Annotated in this window: 21 protein-coding genes and 1 pseudogene; 7 read left to right on the top strand and 15 right to left on the bottom strand. The window is 70.2% G+C overall.

Annotated features, from left to right (window positions below; all coding sequences use genetic code 11):
- Nucleotides 1-45 precede the first annotated feature (45 nt).
- Genes A5680_RS01245 through A5680_RS01230 form a run of 4 tightly spaced genes read right to left on the bottom strand, consistent with a single transcriptional unit; the run spans nt 46 to nt 3836 of the window.
- Nucleotides 46-1236 (bottom strand): lipid-transfer protein, encoded by a 1191-nt coding sequence (locus tag A5680_RS01245; protein WP_067815272.1) that lies wholly within the window; start codon nt 1234-1236, stop codon nt 46-48.
- Nucleotides 1237-1273: 37 nt separating this feature from the next.
- Nucleotides 1274-2185 carry a tRNA pseudouridine(55) synthase TruB gene (truB, locus tag A5680_RS01240; RefSeq protein WP_067815269.1) on the bottom strand — a complete coding sequence of 304 codons (912 nt, stop codon included), beginning with the start codon at nt 2183-2185 and terminating at the stop codon, nt 1274-1276.
- Nucleotides 2182-2862, bottom strand: a complete 681-nt coding sequence (locus A5680_RS01235; RefSeq protein WP_067815265.1) for a 4'-phosphopantetheinyl transferase — start codon at nt 2860-2862, stop codon at nt 2182-2184. Before A5680_RS01235 ends, truB begins: the two co-directional genes overlap by 4 nt.
- Nucleotides 2859-3836, bottom strand: coding sequence for a metallophosphoesterase (locus A5680_RS01230; protein WP_055400361.1), 978 nt, complete (start codon nt 3834-3836; stop codon nt 2859-2861). Before A5680_RS01230 ends, A5680_RS01235 begins: the two co-directional genes overlap by 4 nt.
- Before the next feature lie 146 nt (nt 3837-3982).
- Between A5680_RS01230 and A5680_RS01225 the strand changes: the two genes are divergently transcribed.
- Both A5680_RS01225 and A5680_RS01220 read left to right on the top strand, forming a co-directional pair.
- Complete coding sequence (locus A5680_RS01225) at nt 3983-4561, top strand: hypothetical protein (RefSeq protein WP_055400363.1); 579 nt, start codon at nt 3983-3985, stop codon at nt 4559-4561.
- A 28-nt stretch (nt 4562-4589) separates the two neighbouring features.
- Entirely contained in the window at nt 4590-6305 is a 1716-nt protein-coding gene (locus tag A5680_RS01220) for a CocE/NonD family hydrolase (protein WP_067815261.1), read from the top strand.
- On the opposite strand, the gene A5680_RS01215 is transcribed toward A5680_RS01220, so the two are convergent.
- Nucleotides 6264-6836: a DUF1802 family protein gene (locus A5680_RS01215; RefSeq protein WP_067815257.1), complete on the bottom strand. Its 573-nt coding sequence runs from the start codon at nt 6834-6836 to the stop codon at nt 6264-6266. The two genes, A5680_RS01220 and A5680_RS01215, sit on opposite strands and share 42 nt — an antisense overlap.
- Entirely contained in the window at nt 6833-7102 is a 270-nt protein-coding gene (locus A5680_RS01210; protein WP_067815254.1) for a DUF2277 family protein, read from the bottom strand. The genes A5680_RS01215 and A5680_RS01210 overlap by 4 nt, the downstream gene beginning before the upstream one ends.
- Before the next feature lie 44 nt (nt 7103-7146).
- On the opposite strand from A5680_RS01210, the gene A5680_RS01205 reads away from it, so the two are divergent.
- The 3 genes from A5680_RS01205 to A5680_RS01195 are packed head-to-tail and all read left to right on the top strand — an operon-like array spanning nt 7147 to nt 8884.
- The gene (locus tag A5680_RS01205; RefSeq protein WP_055400372.1) at nt 7147-7896 is read left to right on the top strand and encodes an enoyl-CoA hydratase; all 750 of its coding nucleotides are present in this window, start codon (nt 7147-7149) and stop codon (nt 7894-7896) included.
- A 12-nt stretch (nt 7897-7908) separates the two neighbouring features.
- A complete protein-coding gene (locus A5680_RS01200) occupies nt 7909-8280 on the top strand; it encodes a hypothetical protein (RefSeq protein ID WP_067815251.1) in 372 nt (123 codons plus the stop codon).
- 22 nt (nt 8281-8302) lie between these two features.
- Nucleotides 8303-8884 (top strand): hypothetical protein, encoded by a 582-nt coding sequence (locus A5680_RS01195; protein WP_067815248.1) that lies wholly within the window; start codon nt 8303-8305, stop codon nt 8882-8884.
- A 67-nt stretch (nt 8885-8951) separates the two neighbouring features.
- On the opposite strand, the gene A5680_RS01190 is transcribed toward A5680_RS01195, so the two are convergent.
- The 6 genes and pseudogenes from A5680_RS01190 to rimP all read right to left on the bottom strand — a co-directional run bounded on the left by A5680_RS01190 (nt 8952) and on the right by rimP (nt 15031).
- Nucleotides 8952-9962, bottom strand: a complete 1011-nt coding sequence (locus A5680_RS01190) for a bifunctional oligoribonuclease/PAP phosphatase NrnA (protein ID WP_067815245.1) — start codon at nt 9960-9962, stop codon at nt 8952-8954.
- Nucleotides 9937-10416 (bottom strand): 30S ribosome-binding factor RbfA, encoded by a 480-nt coding sequence (rbfA, locus tag A5680_RS01185; protein ID WP_067815242.1) that lies wholly within the window; start codon nt 10414-10416, stop codon nt 9937-9939. The genes A5680_RS01190 and rbfA overlap by 26 nt, the downstream gene beginning before the upstream one ends.
- A 12-nt stretch (nt 10417-10428) precedes the next feature.
- Nucleotides 10429-12907, bottom strand: a pseudogene (gene infB / locus A5680_RS01180) (translation initiation factor IF-2).
- Between the two features lie 63 nt (nt 12908-12970).
- Entirely contained in the window at nt 12971-13231 is a 261-nt protein-coding gene (locus A5680_RS24955) for a YlxR family protein (protein WP_369827587.1), read from the bottom strand.
- Between the two features lie 217 nt (nt 13232-13448).
- Nucleotides 13449-14504, bottom strand: coding sequence for a transcription termination factor NusA (nusA, locus tag A5680_RS01170; protein ID WP_055400383.1), 1056 nt, complete (start codon nt 14502-14504; stop codon nt 13449-13451).
- Nucleotides 14504-15031: a ribosome maturation factor RimP gene (gene rimP / locus A5680_RS01165; protein WP_055400386.1), complete on the bottom strand. Its 528-nt coding sequence runs from the start codon at nt 15029-15031 to the stop codon at nt 14504-14506. The genes nusA and rimP overlap by 1 nt, the downstream gene beginning before the upstream one ends.
- Before the next feature lie 204 nt (nt 15032-15235).
- Between rimP and A5680_RS01160 the strand changes: the two genes are divergently transcribed.
- Together A5680_RS01160 and A5680_RS01155 are read left to right on the top strand one after the other, a co-directional pair.
- On the top strand, nt 15236-15772 hold the full coding sequence (locus A5680_RS01160; protein ID WP_055400461.1) for a hypothetical protein: 537 nt from the start codon (nt 15236-15238) through the stop codon (nt 15770-15772).
- The gene (locus tag A5680_RS01155) at nt 15769-16215 is read left to right on the top strand and encodes a ferritin-like domain-containing protein (RefSeq protein ID WP_055400388.1); all 447 of its coding nucleotides are present in this window, start codon (nt 15769-15771) and stop codon (nt 16213-16215) included. The genes A5680_RS01160 and A5680_RS01155 overlap by 4 nt, the downstream gene beginning before the upstream one ends.
- 21 nt (nt 16216-16236) lie before the next feature.
- Here A5680_RS01155 and A5680_RS01150 read toward each other — a convergent pair whose 3' ends face one another.
- The 3 genes from A5680_RS01150 to cobA form a co-directional block, all read right to left on the bottom strand.
- Nucleotides 16237-17985, bottom strand: coding sequence for a proline--tRNA ligase (locus tag A5680_RS01150; protein WP_067815231.1), 1749 nt, complete (start codon nt 17983-17985; stop codon nt 16237-16239).
- 231 nt (nt 17986-18216) lie between these two features.
- The gene (locus tag A5680_RS01145) at nt 18217-19809 is read right to left on the bottom strand and encodes an MFS transporter (RefSeq protein ID WP_055400394.1); all 1593 of its coding nucleotides are present in this window, start codon (nt 19807-19809) and stop codon (nt 18217-18219) included.
- 33 nt (nt 19810-19842) lie between these two features.
- Nucleotides 19843-21048: a uroporphyrinogen-III C-methyltransferase gene (gene cobA / locus A5680_RS01140; RefSeq protein ID WP_067815216.1), complete on the bottom strand. Its 1206-nt coding sequence runs from the start codon at nt 21046-21048 to the stop codon at nt 19843-19845.
- Between the last annotated feature and the right edge of the window lie 3 nt (nt 21049-21051).

Below are 21051 nucleotides of genomic sequence, written 5' to 3'. Positions count from 1 at the left end.
CGCGGCGAAGCCGGGCGCTGCGGGTCGCCGCCATTGGGCTAGCCCTTAGCGCTCGGCGCGCTGATACGCGGTGACGACGGCCGCGCCGCCCAGCCCGATGTTGTGCTGCAGCGCGGCGTTGACGCCCTCGACCTGACGCTTGTCGGCGGTGCCGCGCAGCTGCCACGTCAGCTCGGCGCACTGCGCCAGCCCGGTCGCGCCCAGCGGGTGACCCTTCGAGATCAAACCGCCCGAGGGGTTGACCACCCAGCGCCCGCCGTAGGTGGTGTCGCCGTTGTCGATCAGCTTGGGCGCCTCCCCCGGGCTGCACAGCCCCAGCGCCTCGTACAGCAGCAGCTCGTTGGCCGAGAAGCAGTCGTGCAGCTCGATCACTCCGAAGTCCTCGGGGCCCAGCCCGGATTGTTCGTAAACCTGTTGTGCGGCTTGGACATTCATGTCGTAGCCGATCAGGTTCTTGGCACTGCCGTCGAAGGTGGAGGCGAAGTCGGTGGTCATGGCCTGCCCGACGATCTCCACCGCGCGGCCGGCCAGCCCGTGGCGATCGACGAAGCCCTCCGAGGCCAGGATCGCCGCGCCGGAGCCGTCGGAGGTGGGCGAGCACTGCAGCTTGGTCAGCGGGTCGGAGATCATCCGCGCCGCCAGGATGTCGTCGAGCGTGTAGGACTCCTGGAACTGCGCGAACGGGTTGTTGACCGAGTGCTTGTGGTTCTTGTAGCCGATCTTGGCGAAATGCTCTGCGGTGCTGCCGTATTGGCGCATGTGCTCACGGCCGGCCGCGCCGAACATCCACGGCGCGACGGGCATGGCGAACTCGTCGATCTCGGCCATGGCCTTGACGTGGCGGCCCATCGGCGACTCGCGGTCCTGGGCGCCCCCGCTGAGCGGGCCGGGCTGCATCTTCTCGAAGCCGAGCGCGATGGCGCAGTCGACGATGCCGCCGCGGATGGCCTGCGCCGCCAGGAACAGCGCGGTCGAACCGGTCGAGCAGTTGTTGTTGACGTTGACGATCGGGATGCCGGTCATGCCCAGCTCGTAGAGCGCCCGCTGCCCGGACGTGGAATCACCGGCGACGTAGCCGACGTAGCCCTGCTGCACCTCGCGGTAATCGATCCCCGCGTCGGCCAGCGCGTTGGTGCCGGACTCGCGCGCCATGTCGGGGTAGTCCCAGCCTTCCCGGCGGCCCGGTTTCTCGAATTTCGTCATGCCGACGCCGACGACGTAAACCTTGTTAGACATCTTTGTCCCTTTCCACAGGCCGCGACTTCCGGTCAGCCTATTCCTCGAGCGTCGCCGGGCGGATCACCACCACCGATTTGGTCTTCGCACCCTCGTCGCGCAGCAGCGCAATCACCTTGCCGTCGGCGTCGCAGGCGGCGTAGACCCCGGCGACGCCCGCAGGCGCGAGCGGCCGGCCGTTGGCCGCCGCCTCGGCCTCCTCGGCGGTCAGGTCGCGCCGCGGGAAGATCAGCAAGCACGCCTCGTCCAGCGTCAGGGACAGCCCGGGCGCCTCGGCCAGCTCGTCGAGCGTGCGGGCCCGCTCCAGGGTGAAACGGCCGACCCGGGTGCGCCGCAACGCCGTCAGGTGCCCACCCACCCCGAGCGCGGCGCCGACGTCGCGGGCGAGCGCCCGAATGTAGGTGCCCGACGAGCAGTCGACCTCCACGTCGACGTCGACGAACCGACCGTCGAATCGGACGTCACACACCTCGAACCGGTCGATGCGCACCGGCCGGGCCTCGAGTTCGACGGCCTGTCCCTCGCGCACCAGCCGGTAGGCGCGCCGGCCGGCCACCTTGATCGCGCTGACCGCCGACGGCACCTGCTCGATGTCACCGCGCAGGGCGGCGACCGCATCGGTGATCGCCTCGCGCGTCAGGTGCGCGGCCGAAACACTGTGCAGCACTTCACCTTCGGCGTCCTCGGTGGACGTGGTCTGGCCGAGCCGGATGGTGGCGGCATAGGACTTGGAGGACGCCGTCAACAGGCCCAGGATCTTGGTGGCGCGGTCGACGCCGACCACCAACACGCCGGTGGCCATCGGATCCAGCGTCCCCGCGTGGCCCACCCGGCGGGTGGCGAAGATGCGACGGCAGCGACCCACCACGTCGTGACTGGTCATCCCGGCCGGCTTGTCAACGACGACCAGCCCAGGACCGGGCGCCGGACCGCTCGGGCTCGGGGTCATAGCACGATGGCGGTCAGCACCAGTCCGCGCTCGACCGACCACCGGCCCCGCAGCGCGGTCAGCGGTTCGCCGTCGAGGGCCTGGCCGTCGATCAGGATCTTGGACACGAACACCCCGGTGGTCGCGCCGTCGGGCGGGTCGAGGTCGAACACGATGTGGGCATCCTCGAAACCCAGCCAGCGCTTGGTCAACGGGAACCAGGCCTTGTACGTTGCCTCCTTGGCGCAGAACAGGATTCGGTCCCAATGTAGGCCTACGGGCAACGACGCCAGCTCGTGGCGCTCCTCCGCCAGGCTGATCGCGTTCAGCACGCCGTCGGGCAACACGTCGTGCGGTTCGGCGTCGATGCCCACCGAGCGCACCGCTTCGGTGCGGCCCACGACCGCACCGCGGTAGCCGGTGCAATGGGTCAGGCTGCCCACCACTCCGTCGGGCCAGCACGGTTCGCCCTTCTCGCCCTTGAGGATCGGCACCGGCGGCAGGCCGAGCTCGCCCATCGCGACGCGCGCGCAGTGCCTGACGGTGATGAACTCGCTGCGCCGCTTGGCGACCGACCTGGCGATCAGCGGCTCCTCTTCGGGCAGCGGGGCCAGGTCGGGCGGATCGGAATACAGCTCGGAATAAGCCAATTCGTCCACGTCCGGGAGCACCGAGGAGACCAGCTTTTCCTCGGTCATCGGGATTGCCGCTGCCGCAACCGTTCCCGGAACTGCGCAGCCTGCTGCCGCATCTCGGGAGTGATCTCGAAGTGGCCGCCGAAGTCGTTGAGGTAACCCGGCGCGTATTGCGGGTCGGGCAGCACCTGGCGCAGCCAGCTGTGCGGCTTGCGGCGCCGCCACTCGCGCGGGTAGCCCACCGACACCTCCTCGAAGCGCACGTCGTCGTACCAGGTGGTGCGCGGGATGTGCAGGTGGCCGTAGACCGAGCAGACGGCGTTGTAGCGGGTGTGCCAGTCGGCGGTCTTGGTGGTTCCGCACCACAGCGAGAACTCCGGGTAGAACAGCGCGTCGCAGGGCTCGCGGACCAGCGGGAAATGGTTGACCAGGACGGTCGGCGTCATCCAGTCGAGTTGCTCGAGCCGGGCCCGCGTGCTGGCGAGCCGCTCCCGGCACCAGGCCTCCCGGGTCGGATAGGGCTCCGACGAGAGCAGGAATTCGTCGGTGGCCACCACGTTGCGCTCCCGCGCGATGGTCAGGCCCTCGGCTTTGCTGGTCGCCCCCTCGGGCAAGAAGCTGTAGTCGTAGAGCAAGAACATCGGCACGATCGTCGCCGGGCCGCCCCGCTCGGTCCACACCGGGAACGGATGCTCGGGCGTGACGACGCCCATCTCGTCGCACATGTGGACGAGGTAGTCGTAGCGGGCCTTGCCGAAGATCTGCACCGGGTCCCGCGTCGTGGTCCACAACTCGTGGTTGCCGGGCACCCAGATGACCTTGGCGAATCGCCGGCGCAGCAGGTCAAGGGCCCACCGGATCTCGTCGGTGCGTTCGGCGACGTCGCCGGCGACGATCAGCCAGTCGTCGGGCGAGGACGGGTGCAGCGATTCGGTGACCGGCTTGTTGCCCAGGTGGCCGGTGTGCAGGTCGGAGACGGCCCACAGCGTCGGTTGCCCCCCGTTGGGCGATTCGTGCCCCGCATTTTGACCAGCCACGATTAACCAGACTAATAACCCGCGACCGCGGGCCGGTCGGGACGGGGCCTTGCCCGCGGCATTAGAACGTGTTCTTGTTTCCCTGTGACCGTGCCAACCCGACTTGTACACTCCCGGCAAGGAGCGCCGAGCCGTCAGGGGGTGTCGTGTTCGCCAAGGTGCGTCTGATCGGGGCGGTCGGTGCCCTGATCGCAGCGGCCGTCGCAGGCACCGTGGGGTGGCACGGCGCCGCCCCGGCGAGCGGCGGGCCGGTCGAGCTGCGCTCGACCGCGGCTCCGATGGAAACCACGATGAAGAGCCCGATCGTGGCCACCACCGACCCGCGCCCCTTCGACGCGTGCGAGGACATCCCGTTCGATGCGCTGCAGCGGCTCGGGCTGGCGTTTACCCCGCCGGAACACGAAGACGGCCTGCGCTGCCACTTCGATGCGGGCAACTATCAGGTGGCGGTCGAACCCATCATCTGGCGCACCTACGAGGAGACGCTGCCCCCCGACGCCGTCGAGACCACCATCGCCGGCCACCGCGCCGCCCAGTACTGGGTGCTCAAGCCGACCTATCACAACAGCTACTGGTATTACTCCTGCATGGTCGTGTTCAAGACCAGCTACGGCGTGCTGCAGCAGGCGCTCTACTACTCGACCGTCTACTCCAACCCCGAGGTGGACTGCATGTCCACCAACCTGCAGCGCGCCAACGACCTGGCGCCGTACTACAAGTTCTGACGGCCGGCCGGGCCTTAGCCTGGGCACCGTGAGTATCACCTCGACGCGACCCGCCCAGCCCGCGCTGCACGCCCTGCGCCACGTCGGCGGCAAGGCCCTCGGCCGGCTGCTGGGCCTGCCGCCCGCCACGACCGACTACACCGTGCAACGCCTCCGGGTGCCCATGCGCGACGGGATCGACCTGGTGGCCGACCACTACGCGCCGAACACCGCGTCGCCCGCCGGCACCCTGCTGGTCCGCGGGCCCTACGGACGCGCCTTCCCGTTCTCCCTGGTGTACGGCGCGCTGTACGCGGCGCGCGGCTACCACGTGGTGCTGCAGAGCGTGCGCGGCACGTTCGGATCGGGCGGGGAATTCGAGCCGATGGCCAACGAGGTCGCCGACGGCGCCGACACCGCGGCCTGGCTCCGCGAGCAGACCTGGTTCACCGGGCGCTTCGCCACCATCGGGCTGTCGTACCTCGGCTACACCCAGTGGGCGCTGCTGACCGATCCACCGCCGGAGCTGGCCGCGGCCGTCATCACCGTGGGTCCGCACGACTTCAACGAATCCACTTGGGGCACCGGCTCGTTCGCCATCAACGACTTCCTGGGCTGGAGCGACATGGTTGCCCACCAGGAGGACCCGGTGCGCGCCCGGTCGGCGCTGCGCCAGCTGCGCGTCCGGCGCGACGTGGCGCGGGCGGCCCTCGGGCTGCCGGTGGGCGAGTCGGCCCGGGCGCTGCTCGGGGCGGGCGCGCCGTGGTTCGAGTCGTGGCTCGAGCACACCGACCGCGACGATCCGTTCTGGGACGCGCTGCGCTGCGGCGACGCGCTGGACCGCGTCGACGTGCCGGTGCTGCTGATCAGCGGCTGGCAGGACATCTTCGTGCGGCAGACGCTGCAGCAGTACCGCCGGCTGCGGGCCCGCGGCGTGGACGTCGCGCTCACCATGGGCCCGTGGACCCACACCCAGATGCTCACCAGCGGGCTGAGCACCGGCGCGCGGGAGACGCTCGATTGGTTGGGCACCCACCTGGGCGGGGCACCCGCCCGGCGCCCGAGCCGGGTGCATGTCTGTGTCACCGGCCAGGGTTGGCGCAACGTCGCCGACTGGCCGCCCGCCACCACCGAGCGCGCGCTTTACCTGCGGCCCGGCGGCCACCTGGGCGAGACGGCGCCGACGGGCCTGCCGCGGCTGGCGCCGGCGACCTTCCGCTACGACCCCGCCGACCCGACGCCCACCACGGGCGGCCCCTTGCTGTCGCCGGACGGCGGTTACCGCGACGACAGCCGGCTCGCGACGCGCGACGACGTGCTGGCCTTCACCAGCCTCACCCTCACCCACGACCTGTGCGTCTACGGCAGCCCGGTCGTCGAGCTGGTGCACGGCGCCGACACGCCCCACGTCGACCTGTTCGTCCGGGTGAGCGAGGTCGACGCCAACGGCCGGTCCAAGAACGTCAGCGAGGGCTACCGGCGGCTGGACAACGCCGTCAAGAGCTCGAAGAAATCCGTCCGGGTCGAACTCGACGGCACCGCCCACCGCTTCCGCGCCGGGTCGCGCATCCGCGTGCTGATCGCCGGTGCCTGGTTTCCCCGCTACGCGCGCAACCTGGGCACCGACGAGCCGATCCTGACCGGCCGGCAGTCCAGGCCGGCCACCCACACCGTGCGCTACGGCCGTTCCCGGCTGCTGCTGCCCGTCGGCCCGCCGGACCTGTCAGCCAACGGCTCCGCGGACGCGGGCGGCGACCTCGGTTAGGGCCGCGGCGTCGCACACCGGCGGCGCCAGCGGCGGCCGCACCGGCAGCTCCACCCAGCTCTTGCAGCCGCCGTACTCGGGTGTGCGGGTGATCGTCACCGGCTCGGCGAAGGGGTGAACGGACACCACCAGCACGGCGAGCTTGTGCTTCGGGCGGAAGTCGAGCCGGTCGGCGCGCACCGATTCGGCCGTCCAGATGTGCAGGTCCTCTATCGAGCCAAGGCCGTCGGGCCGGTTAACCGCCACGGCCGCAACGACTTTCGCGGCCGCCCTGACCATGAGACGATCCTCGGTGCTGTCGGCGGCGGCCGCCTCCAGCAGGTCGCGATGCTCGGGCCGCACCCGCTCGAAGTGGCTGTGCGCGACCGTCGGGAACAGCAGGAACTCGCTGGCGGCCAGCTCGAAGCGCTTCTCCCCGATTCCGCCCTTGCGCAGCAGCACCTTCTGGCGACCGTCCAGCAGGGCGTGCACGACGGCGCTCCACTCCTTGAGCGCGGGCGTCGTGGTTCCGGTGGTGGCCGTTCGGGTCATTGCGCCCCGGCCAGCCGGGCGATAACCTCCGGCCGGCGCAGCGGCGGAACGGTCTTCGGCGGCTGGCGCCGCGGGGGCAGCGCCGCCAACAACCGCGTCGTCGTCTCGGTGACCTCGGCGACGGCGGCCTCGAAGGCTAAGGCGTTTGCCGCGGTCGGCCGGGTGATCCCGCTGACCTTGCGCACGTATTGGCGCGCGGCGGCCGCGATCTCCTCCGCGGTGGCCGCCGGATCCAGCCCGCGCAGCTCGGTGATGTTCCTGCACATGGGATCCACGATAGGCGCCGCGAGCCACCCTCTACGGTGAACGCATGACCGATGACATCCTGCTGATCGAAACCGACGAGCGGGTGCGCACGCTGACCCTGAACCGGCCGCAGGCCCGCAACGCGCTGTCTTCGGCGCTGCGGGACCGGTTCTTCGGGGCCCTGGCCGACGCGGAAACCGATGACGACGTCGACGTCGTCATCGTCACCGGCACAGATCCCGTGTTCTGCGCGGGACTGGATCTCAAGGAGCTGGGCGGGTCCTCGGCGCTGCCGGACATCTCCCCGCGGTGGCCACCGCTGAGCAAGCCGGTGATCGGTGCGATCAACGGCGCCGCGGTCACCGGCGGCCTGGAGCTGGCGCTCTACTGCGACATCCTGATCGCCTCGGAGAACGCCCGATTCGCCGACACGCACGCCCGCGTCGGCCTGTTGCCCACGTGGGGGCTCAGCGTGCGGCTGCCCCAGAAGGTGGGCGTCGGCCTGGCCCGCCGGATGAGCATGACCGGGGACTACCTGTCCGCCGCCGACGCGCTGCGCGCCGGGCTGGTGACCGAGGTGGTGGCGCACGAGGCGCTGTTGAGCACGGCCCGCCAGGTGGCCGCCTCCATCGTCGGCAACAACCAGGACGCGGTGCGCGCGCTGTTGTCGTCCTATCACCGGATCGACGACGCGCAGACGAGCGGCGGGCTGTGGCTCGAGGCGATGGCCGCCCGCCAGTTCCGGACCAGCGGAGATGACATCGCGGCCAACCGCGAGGCGGTGCTGCAGCGCGGCCGGGCCCAGGTGCGTTGACCGGCCGAACCGATGACGCAATTCCCGCCGACCCAGCGGCGCGGACGAGCGACCGCGGACACCGTCGCGACCGTGCTGTTCTTCGTCGTGCAGCTGGTTGTCAGTGCCGGGGCATTCGCCTTGGCATTGTTGTCCTCGATGTGGTTGATGCTGCCGATATGCAGCGATAACTGCGACAGCCCCGGCGTCACCCACTTCGTCCACCGCACCTTCGCCGGGACGGTCGTCATCGTCGCCGGGATCGCCGTGGGGCTGGTGGTGTCATGCGTCGGGGCGCTGGTCGCGGGCGCTCGCCGGCGCCCCGGGATGTGGAAGTGGCCGGCATTAGGCCTGGTCACGGCCCTCGGGTCGGTTTTTATCGCCGCTGGTTTATGGGCGAACTGATGGCAACCCATACGATCAGCTGATGCGTGCGGTCGTCGACGTCACCGTGAGGGTCCTGGTGGGCGCTCTGGCGTTCGCGTTCGCGGCCGTGGGGCCGGCGTTGCCCCGCGCGGCCGCGCTGCCACCGCCGGGCTTTCCCAGCCTGGACGGTTTCGCCCCGGTCCCGGCGGACGGCTACGTGACCAGCTCCGGGCCGGACACCCCGCCCCGGATCAGCTTCTCCACCCCGTACGCCCTGGCCTGCGACTTCTATGGCGGGCCGGCGCCGGCGCCGCAGCCGTCGCAGGACATCAAGTGCAAGGGCGACATGCCCGGCATCGACGACGTCCCGGTCCTCGGCGGGCGCCCGCACCCGGGCGATTGCCTGGTGGGCTCCGCCGACTTCAAGGGACCCGGCTACCAGCTGAGCCGCATGTCCTTCGGCGGTTGCGACGGCAACCCAACCGCGCTGGCACCCGGCGGCAAGTTGCTCGGCGCCGGTCAGAAGTTGACCCACCTGAACGTCACGTGCGCCGTCGGGGCCGACAACCTGGTCGCCTGCCTCGACACCACCAGTGGGGACCACGGGTTCGTGCTGCAGCGCTCGGGCAGCTGGGCGTTCTAGCCCAGGGCAATCAGCCCAGCGCGCCGACGCAGCAGCTCGCGGAGCGAGGTGCGGAGGAGTCGGGCAATCAGCCCAGAGCGCCGAGCAGCGACGCCACCGCGTCGTCGATCGGGCCGCTCGTCGAGTAGCCGGCGGCCAGCCGGTGGCCGCCGCCGCCGAAGGCGGACGCGACCGCCGCCAGGTCCACGTCGGCCTTGGCACGCATCGACACCGACCACTGTTGCGGGTCGACTTCCTTGAACACCGCGGCCACCTCGGCCTGCTGCGTGGTGCGCACGATGTCGACGATGCTTTCCACTTCCTCGGCCCGCGAGGTGGCCCAATCCTGGTGCCCCACAACGGCATACACCAGGCCGCGGCCGCCGACCGCGTCGGGCAGCAGGTGCGCCGAGCCCAGCACGCGGGACAGCAGCGGCAGCCAGGTGAACGGGTGGCTGTCCATCAGCGTTCGGCTGATCTCCGCGTTGTCGACGCCGGTATCCACCAGCCGGGCCGCCAGCCGAAGCGCGCGGGCGCTGGCCCAGCGGAAGGATCCGGTGTCGGTCGTCAGGCCGGCGTAGATGCAGTGCGCCACGTCCGGGTCGATCGGCTTGTCCCACGCGTCGAGGATGTCGGCGATCATCATCGTGGTCGAATCAGCCGACACGTCAACGAAGTTGGCGGTGCCGAACAGTTGGTTGGTGGCGTGGTGGTCGATCACCAGCACCTCGCGGCCGGGGCCGGCCAGATCGCTCAGCGCGCCCAACCGCTTGACGCTCGGAACGTCAACGGTGACAACCAGATCCACGTCGCGCCGCATCGCCTCCGCGCCGACCAGCAGCGGACACCCGGGCAGGGACGCCAGGGAGTCGGGCAGCAGCGCGGGCTCGGCGAAACCGACCTCGACGCTCTTGCCGCACTTGTCCAGGACCAAAGCCAGGGCCAAACCCGCGCCGATGGTGTCGGCGTCGGGGTGCACGTGGGCGACCACCGCGACGGTCTCGGCGCCGGAGAGCAATTCGACCGCGCCGTGGGCGTCGACGCGTGCCCCGGCTCCCGCGGCGCGGGACAGCTCAGTCTTCGCGTCGGTCGTCGTCACCGTTGTCCTTATACACCTCGCTTGGCCCGCTGTCGCGGTATGGGTCGGCCTCCCCGGCCGGCTTGGCCCCCGAGCGAACCCGCGCCAGGTCGGCGTCCGCCGCGCGGGCGCGCGCCAGCAGCTCGTCCATCCGCTGCACGGTGTCCAGCGTGGTGTCGCGGGTGAAGGTCAGCGTGGGCGTGAAGCGCACACCGGTGCCCGCCCCCACCATCGTGCGCAGCGCACCCTTGGCGCGTTCCAGCGCAGCCGACGCGGCGGCGTGGTCCGGCTCGTCGTCCAGGGTGCGACCCATCACGGTGTAGAACACCGTCGCATCGTGCAGGTCCGCGGTGACCTTCGTGTCGACGATGGTCACCCCGTCCAGCCCGGGATCCTTGATCTCGAATTCGATCGCCGAGGCGACGATCGTGTTGATGCGTTTGGCCAGACGGCGCGCCCGGGCGGGGTCAGGCATGCCGACCGCCCATCAGGAGCGCTCCTTCTCGACGAGCTCGTAGGACTCGATGATGTCGCCTTCCTTGATGTCGGAGTAGCCCAGCGTCATGCCGCACTCGAAGCCCTCGCGGACCTCGGTCACGTCGTCCTTCTCCCGCCGCAGCGAGGTGATCGTCAGGTTGTCGGCGACCACGATGTTGTCCCGCAGCAGCCGGGCCTTCGCATTGCGGCGCACCACACCCGAGCTGATCATGCAGCCGGCGATGATGCCGACCTTCGAGGACCGGAAGATCGCGCGGATCTCGGCGCGCCCCAGCTGGCTCTCCTCGTAGATGGGCTTGAGCATGCCGCGCAGGGCCTTCTCGATGTCGTCGATCGCCTGGTAGATCACCGAGTAGTAGCGGATCTCGACGCCCTCGCGGTTGGCCAGCTCCGTCGCCTTGCCCTCGGCGCGCACGTTGAAGCCGATGATCACCGCGTCCGACGCCGACGCCAGGTTGACGTTGGTTTCGGTGATGCCACCGACACCGCGGTCGATGACGCGCAGCTCCACCTCGTCGTCGACCTGGATGCCCATCAGGGCCTCCTCGAGCGCCTCGACCGTACCGGCGTTGTCGCCCTTGAGGATCAGGTTCAGCTGGCTGGTTTCCTTCAGCGCCGAGTCCAGGTCCTCCAGGCTGATCCGCTTGCGGGACCGGGCCGCCAGCGCGTTGCGCTTGCGGGCGCTGCGCCGGTCGGCGATCTGGCGGGCGATGCGGTCCTCGTCGACGACCAGGAAGTTGTCGCCGGCGCCGGGCACCGAGGTGAAGCCGATGACCTGCACCGGCCGCGACGGCAGCGCCTCCTCGACGTCTTCGCCGTGCTCGTCGACCATGCGGCGGACGCGGCCGTACGCGTCGCCGGCCACCACGGAGTCACCGACGCGCAGCGTGCCGCGCTGCACCAGCACGGTGGCCACCGGGCCGCGACCGCGGTCCAGGTGCGCCTCGATCGCCACACCCTGGGCCTCCATGTCGGGGTTGGCCCGCAGGTCCAGGGCGGCGTCGGCGGTCAGCAACACCGCCTCTTCGAGCGCGGAGATGTTGGTGCCCTCCTTGGCGGAGATGTCGACGAACATCGTGTCGCCACCGAAATCCTCTGCCACCAAACCGTATTCGGTGAGCTGGCCGCGGATCTTGGCCGGGTCGGCGCCCTCCTTGTCGATCTTGTTGACGGCCACCACGATCGGCACGTCGGCCGCCTGCGCGTGGTTGATGGCCTCCACCGTCTGCGGCATGACGCCGTCGTCGGCGGCGACCACCAGGATCGCGATGTCGGTGGCCTTCGCGCCGCGGGCACGCATGGCGGTGAACGCCTCGTGACCCGGGGTGTCGATGAAGGTGATCGGCCGCTCTTCGCCGTCGAGCTCGACCGACACCTGGTAGGCGCCGATGTGCTGGGTGATGCCACCCGCCTCGGCCTCGCGCACGCTGGCGTTCCGGATGGTGTCCAGCAGCCGGGTCTTACCGTGGTCGACGTGACCCATGACGGTCACCACCGGCGGCCGGGTCTGCAGGTCTTCCTCGGTGCCCTCGTCCTCGCCATAGGTGAGGTCGAAGGATTCCAGCAGCTCGCGGTCCTCGTCCTCCGGGCTGACGACCTGGACGACGTAGTTCATCTCGCTGCCCAGCAGCTCGAGCGTCTCGTCGCCGACCGACTGGGTGGCCGTCACCATCTCGCCGAGGTTGAACAGGGCCTGCACCAGCGAGGCCGGGTTGGCGTTGATCTTGTCGGCGAAGTCCGACAGCGACGCGCCGCGGGCCAGCCGGATGGTCTCGCCGTTGCCGTGCGGCAACCGCACGCCGCCGACAACCGGCGCCTGCATGTTCTCGTACTCGGCGCGTTTCGCCCGCTTGGACTTGCGCCCGCGCCGGGGCGCACCACCGGGACGGCCGAACGCGCCGGCCGCGCCGCCGCGCTGACCGGGACGGCCACCGCCGCCACCGCCGCCGGGGCGACCGCGGAAACCGCCCGCACCGCCGCCGCCACCGGGCGGGGCCCCGACTCCACCGCCGCCGCGGTAGTTGCCGCCGCCGCCGTCACGACCGCCGGGCCCGCCGGGTCGGCAACAACCCGTTCTCTTCCGCCCAGCCCGTCGACCGGCCGATCCCGCGTCCGGGGACCGGGCCGGGGCGCGCGGGCGCTTCCGTCGATCCGGACGGCGGCGCGGTGGCGGTCGCCGTCGCGGCGGGCGCGGCGGTCGCCTCGCCGTTACCGATGGCCTTGTCGAGCGCCTGGTCGAGCGATTTGTCCGGGCCCTTGGCGGGCGCCTTGGCCGCCTTGGCCGCGGTCTTCTCCGGGGCGGCCTTGCCGCCGCCGAAGGATTCGCGCAGCCGGCGAGCGACGGGGGCCTCCACCGTCGACGATGCGGATTTTACGAATTCGCCCTGTTCATTCAGTCGGGCGAGGACTTCCTTGCTGGTGACACCGAGTTCCTTAGCCAACTCGTGTACGCGGGCCTTACCTGCCACTACATCTCCTGTCTATGAGGCGACAGTCGTGGGGCCGCGCCTCGGTTTAGCTATGACACATGGTCATCGGGACTTCACGGTGTGCTCATGTTCTTTGCTGCCTCTTCTGTTGGTGCCGAGAGGATCGGGTGCGCCTAGTGACTCTAGGTGCTCGACCACCGCGGACACGTCCGGGGAACCGGCGATGCGCAGCGCTCTGGTGAAAGCCCGCCGCCGAATCGCCTGTTGCACGCACTGCGGTTCGGGGTGCAGCCACGCACCCCGCCCCGGCAGGCTACTCCTGGTGTCGACGATCACGGCATATCCGCCGTTCCCGTCCGACACAGCCGCTACGCGAAGCAGTTCGACGGCCAACCCTCGCTTCCGGCACCCGACGCACGTGCGGACTGGTCCGTCCACACATTTGTGCGCCCTGGTTTCGGGTGCCGAAGGTTCGCGCTGGATCACGGCTCAGTCTAGCGTCACTTACCCGATGGTCAGAACCGCCCGAGGGTGCGGGCCGCTCTCCCCCGCCGCGCGGCCGTTCGGTCGGGTTGCCGCGCTAGCGGTCGTGCGCCACCGGATGGGTCGCGCCGCGCTCGGGGTGGGCCTGCGAATGCGCGTCGGATGCACCCGGCGTATCGCCGCGGATGTCGATGCGCCACCCGGTGAGCCGGGCCGCCAACCGCGCGTTCTGGCCCTCCTTGCCGATGGCCAGGGAAAGCTGGAAATCGGGCACCACCACGCGGGCGGCCCGGGCGTTCTGGTCGATGATCGACACGGACACCACCTTGGCCGGCGACAACGCGTTGGCGACGAAGCGGGACGGGTCTTCGTCGTAGTCGATGATGTCGATCTTCTCCCCCGAGAGCTCGCTCATCACGTTGCGGACCCGCTGGCCCATCGGGCCGATGCAGGCCCCTTTCGCGTTCAGGCCGGAGACGTTGGACTTCACCGCGATCTTGGAGCGATGGCCGGCCTCGCGGGCCACCGCCACGATCTCGACCGAACCGTCGGCGATCTCGGGGACCTCCAGGGAGAACAACTTGCGTACCAGGTTGGGGTGCGTCCGCGACAGCGTGATCAGCGGCTCGCGCGATCCGCGGGTCACCCCGATCACGTAGCAACGCACCCGGTTGCCGTGCTCGTAGCTTTCGCCGGGCACCTGTTCGGCGGCCGGGATGACGCCCTCGGACGCCTTGGTCTCGGTGCCCATCCGGACCACGACCAGTCCGCGGGCGTTGGCGCGGCTGTCGCGCTGGATGACGCCCGCGACGATCTCGCCCTCGCGGGTCGAGAACTCGCCGTAGGTGCGCTCGTTTTCGGCGTCCCGAAACCGCTGCAGCATGACCTGGCGCGCGGTCGTCGCGGCGATGCGGCCGAAACCCTCGGGGGTGTCGTCCCATTCGCTGATCACATTGCCGTCGTCGTCGGTCTCGCGGGCGACGACGCGCACCACACCGGTCTTGCGGTCGATCTCGATGCGCGCGTCGTTCTGGTGGCCCTCGGTGTGCCGGTAGGCGGTGAGCAGCGCCGATTTGATCGTCTCGAGCAGCTCGTTGACCGAGATGCCCCGATCCACCTCGATGGCGTGCAGCGCGGCCATGTCGATATTCATCAGCGCCGCTCCTCCGTCCTGTCGGCCCGGCCCGCCAGCTCCAACTCCGCTTGGGCCGGCGGCGAAAACTCCACCTGGACAACGGCTTTGGCGATGTCGGCGAGCGGAATCTCGCGCACCGTGTAGTCGCGGCCCTGGCGAACCACGAGCGTGACGGCGTGGTCGCGGGTCTCCCCGACCCGGCCGGTCAGGCGGGAACCGTCCGCCAGGTCGACGTCCACCTTGCGGCCATGGGCGCGGCGAAAGTGCTTTTCGCTGGTCAGCGGGCGTTCCACGCCCGGGGAACTCACCTCGAGCACGTAGCGGTCCCGGATGCCGTCGAGGCCGTCCAGCAAAGTCGACGCGGAGCGTGACAGGTCCGCGATGGTGTCCAGGTCAAGGGCTTTGTCACCGTCGGCGACGACCATGATCCGCGGCGGGCGCGTGCGGGCGTCGATGACCACGTCTTCGATCTCATATCCCGCGCGCGCGAACTCTCCACCGAGTAGCTCGATCACCTGCGTCTGCGAAGGTAGCCCGGTGGTCACGGCGAGCTCCTCATCTTGAGTTGTCCGGTCAGCTGGAGGGCGTCGCCGCCCCGCTGGCTTGCGGGCGGCTCCAGTGTCCCGGCGGAACGCGAGGGCTGCCGTTCCGCGAGAGCCAGCTATCAACGATACGCCAGGATTCGCGTCTGACGGCCGGATCGCGTCCTGGCTTCGTACCCACCGCCGCACCGATGGCAGGATGTGTTTGTGTCTAGCGCAGTTCCCGTCGTCAACCGGCGGGGTGTGCTCGCCGGCGGCGCGGCTCTGGCTGCGCTCGGGGTGGTCACCTCCGCCTGCGGCGAGTCCCCGCCCAAGCCCCCGGCCGTCGAAGAGTTGCTGGGCCCGTTGGATCAGGCCCGCAAGGACAGCGCGCTGGCCGGCGCCGCCGCGGCGGCCGTCGGCAATCCGCCGCAGATCGCCGCCGCGCTGACGGTGGTCGCCAGCCAGCGCGCCGCGCACGCCCGCGCCCTGTCCACGGAGATCTCGCGGGCCGCCGGCAAGATCACCAGCTCGTCGACCAGCGAGACCGCCACCCCGAGCCCGAGCGCCGCCGAACCGGCGGGCCCGCCGCCGCCCCCGCCGCCGGTGTCCGACGTGATCAACGCGTTGCGCGCCTCGGCGGACAGCGCCAGCCGCCTGGTGGCGGGCGAATCCGGCTACCGCGCGGGGCTGCTCGCGTCGATCATCGCGTCGTGCACGGCGTCGTACACGGTCGCCCTGGTGCCCGGGGGTCCGTCGATATGAGCTCCGGCAAGGACGCCGACAACGCGGCGTTGTGCGACGCGCTGGCCATCGAACACTCGACGATCTACGGCTACGGCATGGTCTCGGCACTGTCGCCGCCCAGCGTGAACGGCATGGTGGTGGAGGCCCTGTTGCAGCACCGCCAGCGCCGCGACGACGTGATCGCGATGCTGACCGCCCGCAAGGTCAACGCCCCGGTCGCCGCCCCCGGCTACCAGCTGCCGATGCTGATCGGCAGCGCCGCGGACGCGGCGCGCCTGGCCGCCCGGATGGAGAACGACTGCGCGTCGGCCTGGCGGGTGGTGATCGAGCACGCCGAGACGGCCGACGACCGCGCGTTCGCCGCGACGGCGCTGACGCAGAGCGCCGTGATGGCCGCCCGCTGGAACCGCGTGCTGGGCGCCTGGCCCATCACGACGAGCTTCCCGGGCGGAAACGACTAGCGCCGCAAGGGGTTTGGAGCGCTACCCGGTCAGCGCGGCCGCGACGTCGGCGGCCAGCGACGGCCCGGTGGCCAGCTCACGCGTCTCGCCGCTGAAGCGGTCGCGCAGCTCGACCACGCCGTTGCCCCAGCCGCGGCCCACCACCAGGATCCAGGGCACGCCCAGCAACTCGGCGTCCTTGAACTTGACCCCCGGCGAGGCCTGCCGGTCGTCGAGCAGCACCTCGACGCCCAGCCCGTCCAGGTCGGCGGCCAGCGCGGTCGCCCCGGTGCGGGCGTCCGCGTCCTTGTTGGCGATCACCAGGTGCACGTCGAACGGCGCGACCGACGCCGGCCAGCGCAGGCCCAGCTCGTCGTGGTGCTGCTCGGCGATGACGGCCACCATGCGCGACACCCCGAGCCCGTAGGAGCCCATGGTCAGCCGCACCGGCTTGCCGTCCTCACCGAGCACGTCGGCGGTGAACGCGTCGGTGTATTTGCGGCCGAGCTGGAAGATGTGCGCGACCTCGATGCCCCGCGCCGACACCAGCGGGCCGGCGCCGTCGGGCGACGGATCGCCGTCGCGCACCTCGGCGGCCTCGATGGTGCCGTCGGCGGTGAAATCCCGGCCGGCCACCAGGCCGACGACGTGGCGGCCCTTCTCGTCCGCCCCGGTGATCCAGCTGGTGCCGTCCACCACCCGCGGGTCGACGAGATAGCGAACGCCGTTGTCGCGCAACGCCTTAGGACCGATATAGCCCTTCACCAGGAACGGGTACTTGGCGAAGTCGGCGTCGTCGAGCAACGCGTACTCGGCCGGATCCAGCGCCGCGCCCAGCCTCTTGTCGTCGACCTCGCGGTCGCCGGGCAACCCGATGGCCAGCAGCTCCGGATCCCCGCCGGGCTGGCGCACCTTGAGCAAAACGTTCTTCAGGGTGTCGGCGGCGGTGACGGTGCGGCCGAGGTCGGCCGTGTTGGCCCACTCGACCAGCGTGGCGATGGTCGGGGTGTCGCCGGTGTCGTGGACCACGGCCTCGGGCAGCCCCTCGATGGGCCGGGCCTCCGGGCGGGCGGTGACGACGGCCTCGACGTTGGCCGCATACCCGGACTCCAGGCAGCGCACGAAAGTGTCTTCACCGACCGGACTTTCGGCCAAAAACTCCTCGGAGGCGCTGCCACCCATCGCCCCCGACACCGCGGAGACGATCACGTAGCGCACCTGGAGCCGATTGAAGATGCGCTGATACGCCTCCCGGTGCGCGTGATAGGCGGCCTTGAGCCCGGCGTCGTCGATGTCGAAGGAGTAGGAGTCCTTCATCACGAACTCGCGCACCCGCAGGATGCCCGCCCGGGGCCGCGCCTCGTCGCGGTACTTGTTCTGGATCTGATAGAGCAGCACCGGAAAGTCTTTGTAGGAGCTGTATTCGCCTTTGACGGTCAGGGTGAACAGTTCCTCGTGCGTCGGCCCCAGCAGGTAGTCGTTGCCGCGACGGTCCTTGACCCGGAACACGCCGTCGCCGTATTCGGTCCACCGGTTCGTGGTCTCGTAGGGCGCGCGGGGCAGCAGGGCGGGGAACAGGATCTCCTGCCCGCCGATGGCGTTCATCTCCTCGCGGACGATGCTTTCGATCCTGCGCAGCACCCGCAGGCCGAGCGGCAGCCAGCTGTACAACCCGGGCGCGACGGGCCGGACGTAACCGGCCCGGATCAGCAGTTTGTGGCTGGGCACTTCCGCGTCGGCGGGGTCGTCGCGCAATGTGCGCAAGAACAACTCGGACATCCGGGTGATCACAGCGGGCCAGCCTAGCGGTGATCGCATGCGCGGCGGTGGGGGTACCGCCCGCTTGCGGGGGACCGGGCGCTGGGGGTACCTCCCGCGGAGCCGGGCGCTGGGGGTACCTCCCGCTTGCGGGGGACGGGTCACCGCCATCGGCCTAACGTGGCGGGTTCCTGCGACGAGCGTCACGCCAGCGCAACGCTGGCATGCCGACGCCACTCTGGCGTGACGGTCGGCGGCCGAGACCTACAGCTCGCCGGCGTCGATCGCTTCCTTGACCTCTTGCGCGTGGGCCACCTGCTCCGGCGTGTAGCCGATCAACAGGGCCGCACCGCCGACGATGACGGCCACGCCGGCCACCCACAGCAGGCCGTAGGTATAGCCCTGATCGAGCGCGTGCAACTGGAGGTCGTTCATGATCTTCACCGGGCCGGTGGTGCCGCCCAGGTACAGCGTGCGCGACGTGATCACGGCCTGGATGACGGCCAGCACCAGCGGTCCGCCGAGGCTCTGCAGCATCAACGCGATCGCCGACACCGGGCCGATCTGATCGAAACCCACCCCCGCGATGGCCGACAGCGTCAGCGGGACGACGCAGATGCCGATGCCAATACCGCCGACGATGATCGGCAACACCAGGTTGGGGAAATAGGGCACGCCGCGGTGCATGAAGGCCCAGCCGTAGAGCATCGCCCAGAACAGCAGCACGCCACCGCCGATGGTCAGCACCCGCGGCGAGAACCGCGACACCAGCTGGGAGGAGACGCCCAGGCCGATCCCCATCGCGATGACGAACGGAATGAAGCCGACGCCCGCGCGCAGCGCGCTGTAGCCCAGGATGTCCTGCACGTACAGGCCGATGCAGACGGTCAGGCTGAACATCAGCCCGCCGGCCAGGAAGATCGCGGCGAAGGTGACCAGCCGGTTGCGGTCGCGGAAGAGACTGAATGGGACGACGGGGTTTTCGGCCGTGCGCTCCACGATGACGAAGGCCAGCGCGGCGGCCAGCGCGACGACACCCGAGGCGATGGTGGTGATCGACACCCAGCCCTTCTCCGGCCCCATCGAGAAGGCGTAGACGGCGGCGGTGCACGCCAGGGTGGCGAGCATGGCGCCGGTGGCGTCGAGCTTCATCCGCTCGCGGTTGGTCTCGCGCAGCGCGGTGCGGGCCAGGTAGATCATCACCAGCCCGATCGGCACGTTCACCAGGAAGGCCAGCCGCCAGGACACCTCGGTCAGCGCTCCGCCGACCACCAGGCCCATCACCGAACCGATGGCCGTCATCGCGGCGAACACCGCCGTCGCGAAGTTACGGGCCGGGCCCTTGGGGAACGTGGTCGCCACCAGCGCCAAGCCCGTCGGCGAGGCGATGGCCGACCCGACGCCCTGGGAGAGCCGCGCGATGACCATCGTGGCCTCGTCCCAGGCGACCGCGCACAGCACCGAGGAAATGGTGAACAGCGCGACGCCGACGATGAAGGTGCGCTTGCGTCCGATGGTGTCGCCCAGCCGGCCGCCCAACAGCATCAGGCCGCCGAAGGTGAGCACATACGCGGTGATCACCCAGCTGCGGCCGGCGTCCGAGAGGCTCAGCTCGTTCTGGATCCTCGGCAGCGCCACGATGGCGACGGTGCTGTCCATGGTCGCCAGCAACTGCATACCGCCGATGGCGATCACGGCCGCGATGAAGCGACGCGAGGGCAGCCAGGCCGGGTAGTACTTGCTGAGGCGCGTGGAGGCGGTCTCCGCCGGGCGCTCGGCGCGCACCGGGGCCGGACGATCGGGGCGCGCGGACGCGAATTTCCGCACCGCGCGCTCACTGTCGTTGAGGGCCGTCATAAAGGGTTACCTTACAGTAATCTTAAGATCCGTTTAAAGCCCGAAGGCCGCCACCGGACCGATCACGATGATCGCGGGAGGTCGGATGCCCTCGGCGCGGATCTTTTCGGGCGTGTCGGCGAGGGTGGCCCGCAAAGTCTGCTGTTCGGCCGTCGTGCCGTGCTGGACCACCAACACCGGCGTATCCGCAGTTCGACCGCCTTTTATCAGCGCGTCGGCGAAAAGCTCGATGCGTTCGACGGCCATCAGCAAAACGATGGTGCCCGACAATGCGGCCAGCGCATTCCAATTCACTAACGATTCGGGGTGATCGGGCGCCAGATGACCGCTGACCACGACGAATTCGTGATTTATCGCCCGATGCGTCACCGGAACACCCGCCAGGGCGGGCACTCCTATGGCACTTGTCACACCCGGGACCACGATCACCGGGATCCCGGCGTCCACGCACGCCTGCACTTCCTCGTAGCCGCGGGCGAAGACGAACGGGTCCCCACCCTTGAGCCGGACGACGAACTTTCCGGACCGGGCCCGCTCGATCATGACGTCGTTGATCGCGTCCTGGGCCATCGCCCGCCCGTAGGGGATCTTGGCCGCGTCGATCACCTCCACGTGCGGCGGCAGCTCGGCCAGCAGCTCCGGCGGCGCGAGCCGGTCGGCGACCACGACGTCGGCGTGGGCCAGCAGGCGCCGCCCGCGCACGGTGATCAGTTCGGGGTCGCCGGGGCCGCCGCCGACGAGCGCCACCCCGCCGCGCACGACGTCGGAGCTCACCGCGCTGTCCACGGTGATGACCCCGGTCTGCAACGCCTCCCGGATGGCCGAGCGGATTGCCGCGGAGCGGCGGTGCTCGCCGCCGGCCAACACCCCCACCGATAACCCCTCATAACGGAAGGACGCCGGGGTCACCGCGGTCCCCTCCACGGCGATGTCGGCGCGGACGCAGAACAGGTGGCGGCGTTCGGCCTCGGCGACGACGGCCGCGTTCACTTCCGGGTCGTTGGTGGCGGCGATCGCGTACCAGGCCCCGTCGAGGTCACCGTCGCGGTATTCGCGCAGGGACAACGTGATTCCGGTCATCGCCTCGACCGACCTGGTGGCGCTGCGGGAGATGACGTGGACGTCCGCGCCGCTGGCGATCAGCAGGGGCAGCCGGCGTTGGGCGACCGAGCCGCCGCCGACCACGACGACCTTCTTGCCGGCCAGCCGCAGTCCGGCGAGGTAGGCGTTCTCGGTCACCGG

Origin of the sequence: Mycobacterium sp. E2989 (assembly GCF_001667595.1) — a bacterium.
In the GTDB taxonomy this organism is placed as follows: Bacteria; Actinomycetota; Actinomycetes; order Mycobacteriales; family Mycobacteriaceae; genus Mycobacterium.
This window is presented reverse-complemented; position numbering and strand designations above follow the sequence as displayed.

Excerpts from the sequence above, each read along its gene's own strand:
- A5680_RS01245 (WP_067815272.1), bottom strand. The coding sequence starts at position 1,236 with ATGTCTAACAAGGTTTACGTCGTCGGCGTCGGCATGACGAAATTCGAG.
- truB (WP_067815269.1), bottom strand. The coding sequence starts at position 2,185 with ATGACCCCGAGCCCGAGCGGTCCGGCGCCCGGTCCTGGGCTGGTCGTC.
- A5680_RS01235 (WP_067815265.1), bottom strand. The coding sequence starts at position 2,862 with ATGACCGAGGAAAAGCTGGTCTCCTCGGTGCTCCCGGACGTGGACGAA.
- A5680_RS01215 (WP_067815257.1), bottom strand. The coding sequence starts at position 6,836 with ATGACCCGAACGGCCACCACCGGAACCACGACGCCCGCGCTCAAGGAG.
- A5680_RS01210 (WP_067815254.1), bottom strand. The coding sequence starts at position 7,102 with ATGTGCAGGAACATCACCGAGCTGCGCGGGCTGGATCCGGCGGCCACC.
- A5680_RS01205 (WP_055400372.1), top strand. The coding sequence starts at position 7,147 with ATGACCGATGACATCCTGCTGATCGAAACCGACGAGCGGGTGCGCACG.
- A5680_RS01200 (WP_067815251.1), top strand. The coding sequence starts at position 7,909 with ATGACGCAATTCCCGCCGACCCAGCGGCGCGGACGAGCGACCGCGGAC.
- A5680_RS01195 (WP_067815248.1), top strand. The coding sequence starts at position 8,303 with ATGCGTGCGGTCGTCGACGTCACCGTGAGGGTCCTGGTGGGCGCTCTG.
- rbfA (WP_067815242.1), bottom strand. The coding sequence starts at position 10,416 with ATGCCTGACCCCGCCCGGGCGCGCCGTCTGGCCAAACGCATCAACACG.
- nusA (WP_055400383.1), bottom strand. The coding sequence starts at position 14,504 with ATGAATATCGACATGGCCGCGCTGCACGCCATCGAGGTGGATCGGGGC.
- A5680_RS01155 (WP_055400388.1), top strand. The coding sequence starts at position 15,769 with ATGAGCTCCGGCAAGGACGCCGACAACGCGGCGTTGTGCGACGCGCTG.
- A5680_RS01145 (WP_055400394.1), bottom strand. The coding sequence starts at position 19,809 with ATGACGGCCCTCAACGACAGTGAGCGCGCGGTGCGGAAATTCGCGTCC.